The 14,013-nt window shown below is 67.4% G+C and carries 10 protein-coding genes and 4 pseudogenes; 5 read left to right on the plus strand and 9 right to left on the minus strand.

The genetic code is table 11. The features are described from left to right. Nucleotides 1-41: 41 nt before the first annotated feature. The 4 genes and pseudogenes from ACF1GV_RS37625 to ACF1GV_RS37640 form a co-directional block, all read right to left on the minus strand. A complete protein-coding gene (locus ACF1GV_RS37625) occupies nt 42-1,115 on the minus strand; it encodes a ParB/RepB/Spo0J family partition protein (RefSeq protein ID WP_391690529.1) in 1,074 nt (357 codons plus the stop codon). After that, complete coding sequence (locus ACF1GV_RS37630) at nt 1,112-2,377, minus strand: ParA family protein (RefSeq protein ID WP_391690532.1); 1,266 nt, start codon at nt 2,375-2,377, stop codon at nt 1,112-1,114. The genes ACF1GV_RS37625 and ACF1GV_RS37630 overlap by 4 nt, the downstream gene beginning before the upstream one ends. A gap of 399 nt (nt 2,378-2,776) precedes the next feature. Next, nucleotides 2,777-3,308: pseudogene (locus tag ACF1GV_RS37635) on the minus strand (transposase); the annotation flags it as partial. Between the two features lie 71 nt (nt 3,309-3,379). Further along, nucleotides 3,380-3,726: pseudogene (locus tag ACF1GV_RS37640) on the minus strand (transposase); the annotation flags it as partial. A gap of 276 nt (nt 3,727-4,002) precedes the next feature. On the opposite strand from ACF1GV_RS37640, the gene ACF1GV_RS37645 reads away from it, so the two are divergent. Beyond that, nucleotides 4,003-4,620: a DUF6082 family protein gene (locus ACF1GV_RS37645; protein WP_391690535.1), complete on the plus strand. Its 618-nt coding sequence runs from the start codon at nt 4,003-4,005 to the stop codon at nt 4,618-4,620. A gap of 166 nt (nt 4,621-4,786) precedes the next feature. On the opposite strand, the gene fxsT is transcribed toward ACF1GV_RS37645, so the two are convergent. Further along, nucleotides 4,787-7,807, minus strand: coding sequence for an FxSxx-COOH system tetratricopeptide repeat protein (fxsT, locus tag ACF1GV_RS37650; RefSeq protein WP_391690538.1), 3,021 nt, complete (start codon nt 7,805-7,807; stop codon nt 4,787-4,789). Nucleotides 7,808-7,957: 150 nt separating this feature from the next. On the opposite strand from fxsT, the gene ACF1GV_RS37655 reads away from it, so the two are divergent. Further along, nucleotides 7,958-8,230: a hypothetical protein gene (locus ACF1GV_RS37655; protein WP_391690541.1), complete on the plus strand. Its 273-nt coding sequence runs from the start codon at nt 7,958-7,960 to the stop codon at nt 8,228-8,230. Nucleotides 8,231-8,414: 184 nt separating this feature from the next. On the opposite strand, the gene ACF1GV_RS37660 is transcribed toward ACF1GV_RS37655, so the two are convergent. Continuing rightward, on the minus strand, nt 8,415-8,762 hold the full coding sequence (locus tag ACF1GV_RS37660) for a helix-turn-helix domain-containing protein (protein WP_391690545.1): 348 nt from the start codon (nt 8,760-8,762) through the stop codon (nt 8,415-8,417). Nucleotides 8,763-8,770: 8 nt separating this feature from the next. Between ACF1GV_RS37660 and ACF1GV_RS37665 the strand changes: the two are divergent. Then, nucleotides 8,771-9,178: pseudogene (locus tag ACF1GV_RS37665) on the plus strand (transposase); the annotation flags it as partial. A gap of 131 nt (nt 9,179-9,309) precedes the next feature. Here the strand turns inward: ACF1GV_RS37665 and ACF1GV_RS37670 are convergent. The 3 genes from ACF1GV_RS37670 to ACF1GV_RS37680 all read right to left on the minus strand — a co-directional run bounded on the left by ACF1GV_RS37670 (nt 9,310) and on the right by ACF1GV_RS37680 (nt 11,204). Next, nucleotides 9,310-9,675, minus strand: coding sequence for a DUF4440 domain-containing protein (locus tag ACF1GV_RS37670; RefSeq protein ID WP_391690547.1), 366 nt, complete (start codon nt 9,673-9,675; stop codon nt 9,310-9,312). A gap of 414 nt (nt 9,676-10,089) precedes the next feature. Continuing rightward, nucleotides 10,090-10,578: a hypothetical protein gene (locus tag ACF1GV_RS37675; protein WP_391690550.1), complete on the minus strand. Its 489-nt coding sequence runs from the start codon at nt 10,576-10,578 to the stop codon at nt 10,090-10,092. Further along, on the minus strand, nt 10,575-11,204 hold the full coding sequence (locus tag ACF1GV_RS37680) for a hypothetical protein (RefSeq protein WP_391690553.1): 630 nt from the start codon (nt 11,202-11,204) through the stop codon (nt 10,575-10,577). Before ACF1GV_RS37680 ends, ACF1GV_RS37675 begins: the two co-directional genes overlap by 4 nt. Before the next feature lie 753 nt (nt 11,205-11,957). On the opposite strand from ACF1GV_RS37680, the pseudogene ACF1GV_RS37685 reads away from it, so the two are divergent. Together ACF1GV_RS37685 and ACF1GV_RS37690 are read left to right on the plus strand one after the other, a co-directional pair. Further along, nucleotides 11,958-12,194: pseudogene (locus ACF1GV_RS37685) on the plus strand (DUF5701 family protein); the annotation flags it as partial. Nucleotides 12,195-12,893: 699 nt separating this feature from the next. Beyond that, nucleotides 12,894-14,009: a bifunctional DNA primase/polymerase gene (locus tag ACF1GV_RS37690; RefSeq protein WP_391690556.1), complete on the plus strand. Its 1,116-nt coding sequence runs from the start codon at nt 12,894-12,896 to the stop codon at nt 14,007-14,009. Nucleotides 14,010-14,013: the final 4 nt, after the last annotated feature.

A 14,013-nucleotide genomic window follows, 5' to 3' on the forward strand; every position in this document is an offset into this window, starting at 1 on the left:
CCCCGCGGTGGGAAACCGGCCCTCTGTGTACAAGCACGAGGTCAACCCGTGGCAGTAACGCGACTGTCCCTGTGCTTGATAAGCAGAGACAGCATGGTGTCGAACTCGTCGGCCGGCATCTTGTGAATCAAGTACTGCGCGGCAGACACCCCGTCGTCGTACGGGAACCGCTTCGGAAGTCGGTCCGCCGACTGCTCCCCAGGGGCCTCTGGAGCTACCTGAGCGGGCAGGCTCCGATTCTCCTCCGACCGGTCTGCCCTTGGCTGTAGCGCGGCGACGGTAGGTTCGGGGGCCTGAGCTATTACCGGGTAATGGTCGGGCGCCGGGTGGCTGCCCGCTCGCGCCGGTGCCGCCGTCGTCGTCGCGGCTTCGGCAGGCGCTTCCTGCTTCGTCGCGGGCTTCCGAGCTTCCTTGCCGACCTGCTGCTGCTTCAGTTCTTCAAGGGCTGCAGCCTGTTGCTCGGGCGGCTTGTTGCCGACAGCTCGCAGGAGCTTGATGGGTTCCGAACCGATCTTTTCCTGCAGCTCTGGTGTCAGGTTGAGCAGCGCGAGCCGTTGGGAAACCCAGCCTTGAGACTTGTGCAGTCGATTAGCCAGTGCCGTCTGCGAACCGTGGATTGCAAGGAGGCGCTGGAGTGCCCGTGCCTCGTCCAACTCGGCGAGGTCCTGGCGATGAATGTTCGCTACCAGTGCCGACTCGAGCAGAGACTCAGAGTCCTGGCCCTGTTCATCGTCGACCCACACCTTCACGTGGGTAAGGCCCGCCTCACGCGCGGCGGCGAGTCGGCTGCTGCCGTCGATGACGACATGCGTGGTGTGCGCTTCGAGTTCGCCTTCGCGGGCCGGGTTCGCCTTCAAGTAGGCGTCGCGGTTCATGACCGTGATGGCCTGCTTCTGCCCGTGCTCAAGGAGACTACCCGCGAGTTCGGTGAGGTCGCCAAGGCTGGAGCGCGGGTTGTCGGGGTTGGTACTGATCCGGTCGACGGGCAGCTTCGTGGGGGGTGCAACACCGTCAGTGGGGACTCCGGTGGCTGCCGCGACCGCTTGGCGGCGGGCGCTGACAGGAGCAGCGGTGCTTCCAAAGCGGCCAGTTCCGAGCGCTTTGGCCTTACTCATGAGATCTCCCGGGCGAGTGCGCGCATGCTGACGGCCTGCTGGCTTCGAGGCGCGTAGGACAGCAAGGGTCGCTTGACGCGGACGGCCTCCTTTTGTTCCTTCAGGTCGCCGATGAGGCCGACGACGCGCGGATCCTTTATGTCAACCCAGCCCTGCAGGGAGGAGGTGGCGATGTAACCGCGGCGTCCGTCGTAGAGATTCACGACGATGCCGAGGTAGTCGATGTCGATGCTGAGGTCGTTTCGCAGGTCCTCGATCTGGCTCGTGAGCAGGCCGTAGGCGTCGGCGGAACTGTCTTCGGCCTGGACGACGATGAGTGCGCCGGACTTGCCGGGCTCCTCGCCGTCGCGGCGGCGGCCGTAGTAGGCGGCGGCGTCCATGCTCAAGCCGAGGCTAGGGGGGCAGTCCACAATGATGGCGTCGTAGTCGGCCTCAAGCGGTGCCAGAGCCCGCTCGAGGGCTGCTTCGCGGGCCCGAACGCTGGACAGGCGGACGTCCAGGAGGAAGGCGTCGTTGCATGCGGGCAGGAGGTGCAGGCGGTCACCGAATGTCTCCGGTTCGATGGCCACAATGAGGTCGCTCAGATCGCCCCTGGCGGATCCAGCCATGTGGTTGGTGAGGCTGTCGCCGTCCATGGGCAGCGGCTGGGCACCCAGCTGGTTGGTGAGGTGGCACTGCGGGTCGAAGTCGACGAGCAGGACTCGCATGCCGAGCCCGGGCAGGCTTTCCACGTCCAGGGGGTCTTCCTGGGCCTGCGCTGTGTCGTCGTCTCCCTCGGATGCGCGGAGTGCCTCAAGGAGCTGCTTGGCGATGCGCACGGGGCGGAGCTGGTTGGTGTCTTCGGCCAGAGCCTCGCCGACGCCGGCGGTGATGGCCGTCTTACCGACTCCGCCCTTCTGGTTGCAGACGATGATCCGCCGCGTGATGGCCGGTCGTTCGACGTCTGGTGAGGGGTTGCTGTCGAGCCAAAGCTGAATGGACTGGGCCAGGCCCTGTGCAAGGGAGACCTTGCGTTCGGCGGCGATGCGTCGGAACTCGTCCCACTGTGCAGGGGGGACGAAGGTGGAGAACGAGTCGGCGCCGGCGGTGTCGATGGTGTCGGGTGTGGAGGCGAGGCGGCACCAGTCGGTGATGCCTTGCTGTACGGCCTGCTGGATCTCGATGCCGTACTGGGCGACTCTCACTTTGAGGTTCTGCCGGAGCCAGCCCGGCAGCTTGGAGACGACCTTTTCACGGTCGCCGGAGGTGGCTGGAGAACTCATGGGCGCTACCTTACTAACACACAAGATCCATTGAGGGCATCGACACGTTACCTAAGAAGAGTTGGTCTCCGGAACAGGTCATTACCGGGTAATAGCTACGCTCGGCGAGCATGGCGACCAACTGATCCCTAGATGTCCATTTTCACCCGCTACCGGCTCAGCTCGGAGCTCGGCGCGTGCACCCCGCTCGAGACAAGGCCACACCAACCCCGGTCCGCAGACACAGTGTTCTTGTCCTGATCTACGGCAACCGATCAGCGCGCCAACCATTACCGGGTAATACCTGACGGCTGAGCGCCGAACCTTGAGGCCGCCGTGCTCGTGGACCACAGGGTCCTGCTCTCTACCGACCAAGCACCGCTGGCTGGGAATTCCCGTCAACTACACCAGCGACATGCATCACCGCGTGCGCGCCTTCCTCCGAAGGCCAGACCTGCCGAACGGAGGGTTGACGTGGGTCATGGCCCAGTAGACGCGGGAGGCGGAGGAGGAGGGGCGGTGCTCGTAATTGCGGACCAGACGCCGGTGCAGTATCAGGATCTCGTAGGTCTGCTCGACCTCCACGGCTTCGGCTGCGGCACGAACCCCTTGTCCTGCGGGTTGCGTTCGACGATCTCGACGTCGCTCCCCAGACCGACGCCGTGCATGACGACCTGCTTCTTGAAGCCCTCATCGACGCAGGGCTTCGCGGACGGTTCCGCCAGCGTGCTCGGCTACCTGGTCCAGCAGGATGATGCCCGCGGCGATGTCGTGCGTGTTCGCGGCGAGGACGACGGCTGCAATGACCAGGCCGAGGACGTCAACGGCCAGGCCGCGCTTGCGGCCGGGCGCCCGCTTGGCCGGGTCCCGGCCGGTCGTGGTGGCTGGGACGGGACCCCGGCGGCCGTGAGGACACTCTGGGTGTCCAGACCACCAGGGTCGGCTCCTCGAGGGCCTGTGTGACGTTGTGATCAGCCAGTTGCCTTCAGGAGATCGTTGATCCAGATCATCGAGGCTGCCCTACTTCTTCCGGTTGACGGCCTGGTCCTTCTTCTCCGGGACGACTGCCGTGATGTTGCGTTTCCGCAGGCAAGAGCGGTTGCGCGGGAGGAATAGGCCTTGTCGCGGCGACGGCGTCGGGCCGGGTTCAGGGCCGGCCGACGGGAGGCCGGATGCGCGCCTTCTGCAGCACTGGGACGAACTGCGGGCTGTCGGCGGCCTGTCCAACGTCAGACGAGGGACAACGGACGGCACTTGCGGTCCGCAGCGAGATGAATCTTGCTCGTCAGTCCACCGCGAGATCTGCCGAGCCAGGCTTGGTTCAAGCGGAGCTTGCGTCGTCGCCTGATGTGCCGCCGCTCTTCCCGGCCGGGGTCGTCACTGCCGTCCTGAGCCTGTCCGGTCGATCATGTGTCTGCGTCCTTTGCCAGCCAAGGACAGGGTGCGGGTGCAAGCGATGCCGCAGCGGAACAGCGTGGCCATTGTGTCGACCAGTGACGGACTCGCGGAGCCGCCAGCAGGCGACGACGGCCCCTTGCCAGACGCCAACGCCAGCTTCATTCTGATCAGCGAGCCGGCAGTCAGTGTTCTAGGGGGGGCATATGAGAACTGGCATCGGCAGGGTGCAGCGCACGCGAAGGTTACGGATGGCCCTGGCGTACGCCCTGCTCGCGCTCGGACTGCTGGGCCTAATCGTTTCCACCCCGTTCACACTGGTCGCGTTGGCTCCCGCGAACACCGACTGGGGGAAGCTCAGTGACATCAGTCAGACGTACGGGGCCGTGTCCGTCGTACTCTCGGCCATCGCTCTCGTCGGTGTGGCTCTCTCGCTCCTCTATCAGGTCCAGCAGACTCGCACGAGCCACGAGCAGGCCATCAGAGACAGCCATCTCCAGCTCGCGACGCTTGCGCTGAGCGATCCGGACCTGCTCCTGGCGTGGTCACCGCCCGATACGCCAGTGGCCTTGAAGCGGCATCGGCAGCATCTAGTGACGTCCCTCGCTCTCGGAGAGCTATTGCATCGCTTCCGCATCGGCCATCTGTCCGTCGAGAAGCTCGCGGTGAAACTCGACGGGCACTTCCGCGGTGAGGTCGCGCGCGAACAGTGGCAACGCGAAGGGCCAGGGTGGCGCCGCACCATGGGGACGGGCGATCGCCGTGACCGTGTGTTCGTTCGCCTGGTGGAAGAGCGCTACCACGCTGCTGTGGCGGCGGGACCGGCGCCAGCACTTCTGGAGTTTCAAGATTGGCCGGACAGGGCCTAGCCGCCCAGGCCAGTGCCGTGTCGCGTTCCTCGCCGGAGGTGTCACGAGCTCGGATCTGATCACGGCCCGCGTGCGCGGGGAGCAGGACCGCATTGTCGACCTGTACCAGCCGGGACCATTCCCGCCTGCGCGGGGAGCAGACTTGCTGACCTGCATTGAATCGACGTCAGCGCTTCTTGCTGGTGCCATGTCCGCCCTTCCCTTTGCTCCGCAGGCGCACAAGCTCGTCTCGGAGGAGCCGGGTGAGGCTGTGGTGTGTGCCCCAGAACCGCTCGACACTGGACAGGGCGGTTGTCAGCGCCCGGACGGTGGCCTCCGCGCTGCGTACTTCTCGTAGGCACCCGGCGAAACTGGCGAGCACGGCCAGCGTCATGCGGTGGGTCTTCCCGTGCACCTGTGCCGTGTCGCCGATGAGGGCGCCGAAGGCCTTGGCGGCCGCGGCGGTGTCGCCGGTGCGTGCTAGCCAGGTGGCCTGGTTGATGCGGGTGGTCAAGGTAGAGGGGTGTGTATTGCCCAAAGCCTCGACTTGGATTGTCAGCAGTTTGGTGAAGGCGTCGAGGGCGCCGGCGCTGTCGCCGGACTCTCCCATGTAGTGGGCCAGGTTGTTGCGGGCGGTCAGCGTGGCGGGCGCACAGTCGCCGTACACCCGCTCCATGAGTGTCACTACCTCGGCGAACGCTCGCGCGGCCCCCGTCACGTCGCCGCATTCCCCCCGCATGCCGGCCAGGTTGTTAAGGACTGCCAGCGTGTCTGGGTGTTCCACGCCGAGTAACGCGCTCTGATACTCCAGCTGTTCGGTGTATGCCACGACTGCGGCGGCCGGGTCACCGGCTTGCCCCAGCCAGTAGGCCAGATTGCTGCGGGTCTGGAGGGTGTTGGGGTCGTGATCGCCGAGGACTCTGCCTCGGATGTCCAGTAGGTCGCGGTAGGCTTCCACCGCGCCGGCTGCGTCACCGGCCTCACCTCTCATGGCCGCCAGGTCGTGGAGCGTGGCCAGGGTGTCCGGGTCCTCGGAGCCGAGAACCCTGCGACGGTCCTCCAGGAGTTCGCTCATGGCGGCGATGGCGCCCGCCGTGTCTCCTGCCTCGCCCCGCCACCGTGCGAGGTTCCCGCGGACTGCGAGAACCTGGCGATGGAAGGGGCCGCGCTTGCGGACCATGTCCGGCAGGAGCTCTGCCAGCCCCTCGGTCGCGCCCGCGGCGTCCCCCGCGCGCCCCCGCCAGTAGGCCGCATTGTTGCGGGCGATCAGCGTCTGGGCGTGGTCGTCTCCGAGTGCCGCATTCATGCGGGGGACCAGCGCCTCGAAGGCGTCGCGGGCGCCGGCCGCATCACCCGCCTCGCCCTGCCAGCGGGCGTGGTGGTTCCTCACGCTCAGGGTGTCGAGGTGATCGGGCCCGAGCTCCGGCTCCAGCGCGTCAATCAGGCGCTGGAAGTGGTCGCGTGCCGCGTCCGCGCGGCCTGCTTCGCCCAGGCTCTGGCCCCAGCGGTAGAGCAGGTCGTGCGTGACGGGCAGGCGCAGGGTTTCGGGGTAACGCTGATACAGCGTGTCTGTGTTGGCGCGGAGGGCCGCGGCAAGCTCGACGTCGCGTTCGACGTCGGGCCAGGCGATGCGCAGGGCGTCCGCGGCCGTGGCAATCCAGGCTCGCCTGACGGCGTCCGGGAGCCGTTCGTGAACAGCGCGCTGGAGGAGCTGGTGCACGCGTACGGTCTGGCACGCGTGCTCCGGACTGTGTTCGATGAGGCTGAACTGGTGCAGGTTCCACAGCGCCTCCTGGATACCGTCCGGGGACGGTATGCCGGAGGCCGACCGGGGTGTGTGAACTTGGAGCGCGGCGAGGACTGGCTCCGCGGTCAGGACCGTGCCGGGAATGCCGTTCGGGTCGAGGAGCGAGGCAAGGTGCAGGACCGGGCGGGCGAGTCCCACGGGCGGCTGCTGGTCGGCGAGCTCGATGGACAGGTCCCAGGCTGCGGCCACGGTTCTGCTCTGCTGGTCGGGCAGTCCGCCGGCGGCGGGCAGAACATCGGTCAGGGTCTTGGCGCGGTCCGCCAGCCGGGCGCGGTAGGCGGCGCAGTCCAGCCGCCGGTTCGCCATGTAGGGGATGGCCTGGGAGAGGGCGAGTGGCAGCCGCCCGAGATCCTCCGCGAGGCCCGCGACCTGGTCCGGGGCCTCCTGTCGGCCGTGGGTGGCCAGCTTGGCGTCGAGGTAGGAGCGGGCCTCCTCGGGGCTGAAGCAGCCGACATCGATGCGGCGCCGGTGGGAGTCCATGAGGGCGGCGTCCCGATTACGGGTCGTGATCAGGGTCTGCCCGTGCGGCACGTCGGGCGGCCACAGCCCCCGTAACGCCTCCGGTTGCGGTACGTCGTCCAGGACGATCAGCCACCGGGCGCCGGGCACCTGGCTACTGTCCTTCGTCCCGGGGGCGAGGGCTAGCCAGTTCAGGAACGCGGCCGCAGCGCCTGGATCGTCGTGCTGGACGTCCAGCAGCCGGGCGGCTGCATCGGTGAATCCGTCTGTGACCGCGGCACGGGAGGAGGCGGTGACCCACACGAGCACATCTACCGCGCCCTCGTCGTACGCGGTCCGGGCATAGGCGGCGGCCAGTTGGGTTTTGCCTACCCCGCCCATGCCGGTGATCACTTGGCCGAGCACGGTCGTGCCGCCCGGTGCGGCCGTCTCCAGCAGACCACGCAAGCCGGCCCGGTCCTCGTAGCAGTCGACGGTCACTGGCACGTGCCCCACGGCCCGGCGCGGTTTGAGGCGGTGGCCCTGCTTGGCCACCGTCTGCTTGTGGCGCCACGCCCGCCGCCTCAGCTCTTCCCACCAAGTGTCGGAGTGACCCTCGTACGGGACGCTTTCGCGGTGGGCGACGACGTTGCGCAGCACCGCGATCAGTGTCGCGAACTGGTTCTTCGATGCGGGGACGGATGTGCCAGCCACCCATTCGTGCAGGGTGGACTTGGGCGTTCCCGTGGCCTCTGCCAGCTCCTCGTAGGAGGGCTTCTTTGCCGCCTTGTACAGGGCGGCCAGCTCCCTGCCCAGCATTTCAACCGGATCTTTGATCGGATCCCTGTGATGTTCCGGCATCCCCCTGGCTCCCTCCATCCGACGGATACCGCGTCCGGACCGGATGAGGACCGGACGCGGGCCGCGCGATGGCTGACCAGCATAAATGCCCGGGACCGTCACCGAGGGCGCTTTCCCTCACTTGCGGTCCGGGGGACCCTGCCGGACATCCAGGTGAGTCGCAAACGCTGCCCACCCGGATGGAAGACCTGTCCGTAAACGGTCCCCAACGACGCACGCGGGCAAGTCCACAACTCACTAAGGGGCTGATCCATGAATCTCTATGTCAGCACCGGGGCGCTGGTCGTCACCGGGCTCGCGGTGCTCGCGGGCGTGGTGGTTCACCGCTGGACACAGCGGCGAACGGCGGCGGGAGTGCCGCGGCGAAGGGGCGACCTAGGGCAGGCCGTGATGGCCGCAGCGGCCGTGGCGGCGGCGCTGTCCACGATGTTGCTTGCTCCCGGCGCGAGCGGCGGGCCGGGGCGGCTCCCAGAGGTTGGTCAGTTCGGTCAGGTCATGACCTCGCCGGCCCGGGGCAGCGGCTGAGGGACATCGGTGCCGGTGGGTGCCCGACCGGTCGCTGGACTCCGGAGCAGCGCCGGTTGGCCCCCGCTGACGTCCCTCACGCTCCCGTGCCCCACTACTGATCTTTTCGTAGGTTCGGTGGGTGTGGTGGGCGTGTGGGTGGGAGGCTGTCGGGGTGGCTTATGGGATGTTGAGGCGTCCGCGGTCAGGGTGCCTGACCGCGGTCTTCTCCTGCGTTACCTGTCAGCAGCGAATCAGCCCCGACCTTCGGGAAGTGCCGATGCCCCGCAGTCGACCGGTCCGCCGCAGGCGATGCAGTCCCGTTGTCTTTTGCCCACGTTGGTCGCCGCCGGTCACAGGGGAGGCTCGACCGGCCCCGGGCGGAGGCGGCCTGCGGCACCTCCGCGACGGGCCGGGGCGGTGTGATGGGCCGTTCAACGGGTGTGGTGTCGACCTCGATCAGGTCGTTGGGGGTGCATTCCAGTGCCGTGCACAACGCGGCCAGCGTGGTCATCTTCACCTGCGAGGGCTCCTTGGTGAACAGCGCGGACACCGAGGCGGATCACCAGCTTCCCGGGCCTCGGGTCGTTAACCGGGGCCCGGGTCCTGGCCGAGATCGGCGACGACCGGACCCGGTTCGCGAGCGCCGGGTCGCTCAAGGCCTACGCGGGCAGCGCTCCGGTGACCCGCGCGAGCGGCAAGAGCTGCAAGGTGATGAGCCGCAAGGTCAAAAACCAGCGGTTAGCCGCGGTGGGATACGTCTGGGCCTTCGTCTCCCTCACGAAGTCACCAGGGGCCAGAGCCCATTACGACCGCCGTCGGGAAGCCGGCGACCGTCATGTTGCGGCCCAGCGCAACCGATTCATGGGCATGCTCTTCTTCTACTGCCTCCAGCAAGGAGAGGCCTACGACGAAGCGAAGGCCTTCCCCAATCAGCCGTCGCCGGAGCTTCCCGTGGCAGCTGCTTGACGGGTAAGCCGCGTGGGATGTCTACCGACTCGTCAGCACCCGCGCGCGAGCGGAAGCGCCAGCCACGGCCAGCTGAAGCCGCCCGATTCGGCTGGGCGACCGCCGCCCGCGCGGGCGGCGGTCCCGCCCACTCACCCGGTCAAAGTGGCCTGGTGGAAGTACATCCGCCAGCCCGTCTCCGTCAGGCGCCACACAGAACTCCGCCAAGCCCGACGGCCCTGGTTGTCTGCGAAGTACGTCAGATGAACGATGCCCGGAGCGAGGACGACTCCGGACATCTCACTGACCTTGACCGGAGACTCCGGGGACACCGAGCCGCCGCTCGTCACCGTGAGGATCGACTCCACGTCCCACCGGCGCCCAGAAGCCCCGATCTCGGTGAACTCCGGATGCAGAAGCTCCAGGACACGGGCCGGGGAAGCACGCACCTCGGGATCGAGAAGCCGCATCTCCCCATCGATAGCTGCCTGCACGGCCCGCTCACTCTCATCCGCCATGCGCAAACCCTACGGACGCCGCTTGCCAAGGCACAGTGAATTGATCACTCGATGGCGACGACGGCACGGCGCTGCCGTCAAAACTCGAGAACATCTCTCGGCGGAGTGATCATTCAACTGCCAACGGAATTCATGCACAAGTGCTGCCGCCAAACGTGAACGAAGCCACCGGCATCCGTACATTGCTGCGGGCGTCACTGGGATCTGAGAGCACGGCCAGCGGGGGAGCGGCCCGTCCGGCACAGGCCGGGCGGGCGCTTCGGCGTGTCCGTGTGGCTGGCTCTGGCCTGCGTACGGGGGAAGAAGGCCCAAGCCGGCGGATCTCGGGGACGCAGAGTCGAGGGCATGTCCCGCTGTACAGCACAGGAAGGGCCTCGGCGACAGCGCCGAGGCCCTTCCTGCCAGACACACAGGTCACACCGCGTCGATCCGCCAGGCAATCACGCCCGTCGCTCCCTGAGCTCCATCGACGTCCATCCGTAGCGGCTTCTGTCCGGTGATCCGCTGCTGCACCACCGATTGATCACACGGCACCGTCGTCGTGCTGCCCGCACTCGCCGGCTTCAACGTCAGTCGTGCGCTGCCGCTGCCGTAGCAGACCACGTAGATCTTGTACGCCTTGCCCTTGGTCAAATCGGGCTCGGTGTGAATGCCGTCGGTCACCCGCTCTGCACCGGATTCGACCAGCTGACCGCTGTGCACAGCAGCTAGGGCAGCCTGTGCCTGCTCGGTGAGTCTCTTCTCGTCCGTACTTCCCGCAGACGCGGAACGGCTCGGCACGGGCAAGGGGGAGTGATCGGTGTCCTTCCCCTTGTCGGCGCCTGAAGAACAGGACACGAGGAGCAGCGCCGAGGCAAGCGCGGCGCATCCGGTAAGTCCCGTCCGACGGTGCGCACGGGTCATGAGGCGGTTTCCCAATACTTCCAGCCCGTCTCGGAGGTCGGCAGCGTCGCCGTGCCATGGCCGATCTCGACGGATCCGCAGGCGCCGCTGCGGCGGTACTGCTTCCAGGACACCTTGTATCCCCATGAACCGTACTGCAGGTGGCCGTACTTGTTCTTGCTGATGTCGTGCGAGTAGTTGTGCCCGGTGGTGATGGTCACGCTGCCACCGATCTTGACGGAGATCGTGGTCTTGGCCTTGGCCAGGATGGCGCCGACCGAGTACTCGCCGCTGCCCGAGACCTCGGCGCTGATGGTGCCCGCCTTGGTCACGGACACCGATATGGTGCCCCCAGGCCCGTCCTTGAACTTGGTGCCGTTCCACCATGAGGGAATGTGGTACGCCTGCTTCGACATGCTGTACCAGGTCGACGGGCCATCACAGTGATGCGGGAGTCGCTCGTAGACCGGCTGTTCGGTCTCCTCCTCCCAGCCCTGCCTGTCGTTTATCTCCGTCGTCTGGTCGGTGGAGGTGGTCGGCTGGTCGGTCGGCGCCTCCTCAGCGACTGCGCTTCCCGTGGTAGCGAAGCACACAAGAAGCGCGGCGATGGCAGCGCTGGTCGATGCGCGCCGTGAACCGATGCCCATGTGACACCTTTCCGGTGGACCGCCCCCGTGGCGATCGAGCTCCTGGACACTATGTGACGGTCATGTGCGCGACAACGAGATGATCCATTCTCTGAGGAAGACTTGAGGGCGGCAGCGCTCACGCGGCAGCGGTGGGGTGGATAGCCTCAACTCGTGCGAGGGCCGCGCCGGACGCAGACGGCGCGGCCCTCGCGTCTGTCGCGTGCCGGGGCGGCCGTGCCCTGGCCGTTGCTACGGTCGCTACGGCGCGCGGCACGCACACCGTTGGCCGCTCCCGGGCCGCACACACGAAAAATCGCCCCTCGCTGTCCCTGACCGAAGTCGTAGGACAGCGAGGGCCGGTGTGTGGTTAGGCCTTGGTCAGCTCGCCGCAGGTGCAGCGGGGGTTGTAGATGGTGCCGCGCCCGGTGCGGCCGGAGCCTCCGCATTCGGGGCATGAGCGGTCCGCGGCCGGGTGCAGACCCCAGCTGATGCCGCACGCGGGGCTGGCGCAGCGGGTGCAGTCCGCGGAGTCGTCGGTGCCGGGGATCGGCAGGCCGACCTCCCGGGCGCCGGGCGTCTTGCACAGCGGGCAGGTGATGGCGGGGGTCAGCGCCTGACGGCACCCGGCGCAGGTGACCGTGCGGAAGTTCCCCGTCGGGCACCAGGTCCATGGCGGCGATCCTGCTCGTGGCCACGACAGGGTGTACCTGGCGGTAACTGCCGCCAATCTTCGGCCCGTCCGGGCCGACCGCACACCGGCGGTTCACCGAGTGGGTGCTCCAGCAGCCGGCGGTCTTCGAACGGAAGCGGTGTTTCATGACCATCGGGTCTCGGCTGCGCAAGGCCAACTGCGTCCTGGATGCCCGCACCCCGGCGATCTGGATCAGCAACGGCACCGGGCGCGACGGTCCCAAGCGGCGCAACGCCCCGAAGGTCGGCTGGTGCTGGAGGGGCAACCACCACACATGGCTGGGCTTCGCCTCCGCCACGGACCGCAAGGACCAGTAGCGCTCCTGGTTATGTGGCTGTTCGCCTCCCCGCCCGGATCTGCATCACGGCAAGTCGGTTCAGACGGCGCGCACCATACGCGCGCCAGCGGGACGAGTGACGGCGGTCAGCCCGGTCGAGCAGACATGGATCGACGAGAAGGAATGCGCGTGGCTCAGTCGCTTCGGTCGCTTCAGTCGCTCGGGGTCTACTACCAGGTCGATTGCTGTCTAATCACCCTGCTATGTGCATATTTTCGATGTCTGACGATGATGCACTGCATCGTGTGGGCGGGCGGCAGCGACTGAACGGCCAGCGACCGGAGGAGTTTCGGTCGCTGGTTTGGGAAGGACTAAAAGCGCAGGTCAGAAGGGGGTTGATCGGCCATCGGGGGCTCATCAGCGACCGAAGCGACTGAAGTTCGGGTATATGAGACCGTTCCTGTGTGTACGTGTGTGTCATATATAGAAGCCTTGAGTCGCTTCAGTCGCTGTTCCGTCGCTTCTACCTGGCTTGACCTGCGCATTTGCTCGACTCATCGGGACAGCGCCTGAAGGGCTCCGGTCGCTGCCTTGCAGGTTCAGTCGCTGCTCGCCCATCACCTACCGCACTGCCGACACGGAGTTACTCCTTAATGGCATGTGCTCACCTTTCCCACCGGTTCCGTTCGCTAGGCTGTGTCCATCGTTGAGTCGCTTCAGTCGCTGATAGGGGGTGCATGTGTCTGCTGACCTGGGGCTTTCCACCAGCGACTCACGCCGGCCCGCCTCGAAGTCTTCAGTCGCTGAGCTCTCTCTCGCCACAGCCCGCTGGTGCGCTCGCCACGGCTGGCCTGTCCACCCCCTCGCCCCAGGCCAGAAAACACCCGCCGCGAACTGCCGGGACTGCCGAGCTCACCCTCACCCGCCCGCCGGCTGCGCCTGTTTGCCCGCAGGCCGCTGGTGTCACGGCTTCTACGCCGCCACCCTCGACCAGGACCTCATCCAGCAGTGGTGGGGGGCACACCCTCAGATGGGGATCGGAGTCTCCTGCGGTCCAGCCGGCCTGGTTGTCATCGACATTGACGCGCACCCCGCCGAGCCGCCGGCCCGTGACCGCATCCTGCCCGGCATCCCGATCGGTGACCATGTCGACCTCACTGGCTTGGCCAGTGGGTTCCACACTCTTGCCGTCTTGGCTGCCCTGCGAGGCCAGCGCAACCCCGCAGAAGATGAGGCCACCATGCGGGTACGCACGCCCTCCGGTGGACTGCACGTTTGGTACCGAGTCACCGGCAGCCGCCGCTGGCTGTCCTCCGTCGGCTCCGGCACGGGCCGCGCCCTGGCCTGGCAGGTCGACATCCGCGCCCACGGCAGTTACATCATCGCTCCCGGAACCACCACCCACAGCGGTACCTACACCCCCATCGGGGACAGCCGTGAGCCAGCGCCCCTGCCAGAGTGGCTCGCCCAGGAACTCGAGCGCACCGGCCACCTCCCGGCCCAGACCGTTCCGGCGCCCCGTCATGTCCCGCCCCGAGCACAGCAGGCAGTCCTCTCCGCAGGCGGCGGACGCGGCCGCACCGCGCAGACCCTCGCCGCGGTCCTCGCTCCCGTCGAGGCCTGTGGCCAGGTCGCCGAAGGCGCCGGCTTCTCCGACGTCCTCAACCGCGCCGCCTACACCATCGGCGGGCTCATCGCGGCCGGCCGCCTCCCACAGGACGAAGCCGAGCAGGCCTTGAGGGACGCCGCGGCTGCAGCCCGCCCGGGCCAGGACCGTCGCATCGACCAGATCATCCGCAGCGGGCTCACCGCCGGCCTCAAAAACCCCCTGCACGCGAGCGGGAGGCGCCCGTGACCTC

The sequence above is a fragment of the Streptomyces sp. NPDC014006 genome (genome assembly GCF_043088925.1).
Taxonomy (GTDB): domain Bacteria; phylum Actinomycetota; class Actinomycetes; order Streptomycetales; family Streptomycetaceae; genus Streptomyces.

What these genes read in the sequence shown, in the direction of transcription:
- ACF1GV_RS37625 (WP_391690529.1), bottom strand. Translation starts at nt 1,115, where the DNA reads ATGAGTAAGGCCAAAGCGCTCGGAACTGGCCGCTTTGGAAGCACCGCT.
- ACF1GV_RS37680 (WP_391690553.1), bottom strand. Translation starts at nt 11,204, where the DNA reads ATGGGCATCGGTTCACGGCGCGCATCGACCAGCGCTGCCATCGCCGCG.
- ACF1GV_RS37670 (WP_391690547.1), bottom strand. Translation starts at nt 9,675, where the DNA reads ATGGCGGATGAGAGTGAGCGGGCCGTGCAGGCAGCTATCGATGGGGAG.
- ACF1GV_RS37630 (WP_391690532.1), bottom strand. Translation starts at nt 2,377, where the DNA reads ATGAGTTCTCCAGCCACCTCCGGCGACCGTGAAAAGGTCGTCTCCAAG.
- ACF1GV_RS37655 (WP_391690541.1), top strand. Translation starts at nt 7,958, where the DNA reads ATGAATCTCTATGTCAGCACCGGGGCGCTGGTCGTCACCGGGCTCGCG.
- ACF1GV_RS37675 (WP_391690550.1), bottom strand. Translation starts at nt 10,578, where the DNA reads ATGACCCGTGCGCACCGTCGGACGGGACTTACCGGATGCGCCGCGCTT.
- ACF1GV_RS37645 (WP_391690535.1), top strand. Translation starts at nt 4,003, where the DNA reads ATGGCCCTGGCGTACGCCCTGCTCGCGCTCGGACTGCTGGGCCTAATC.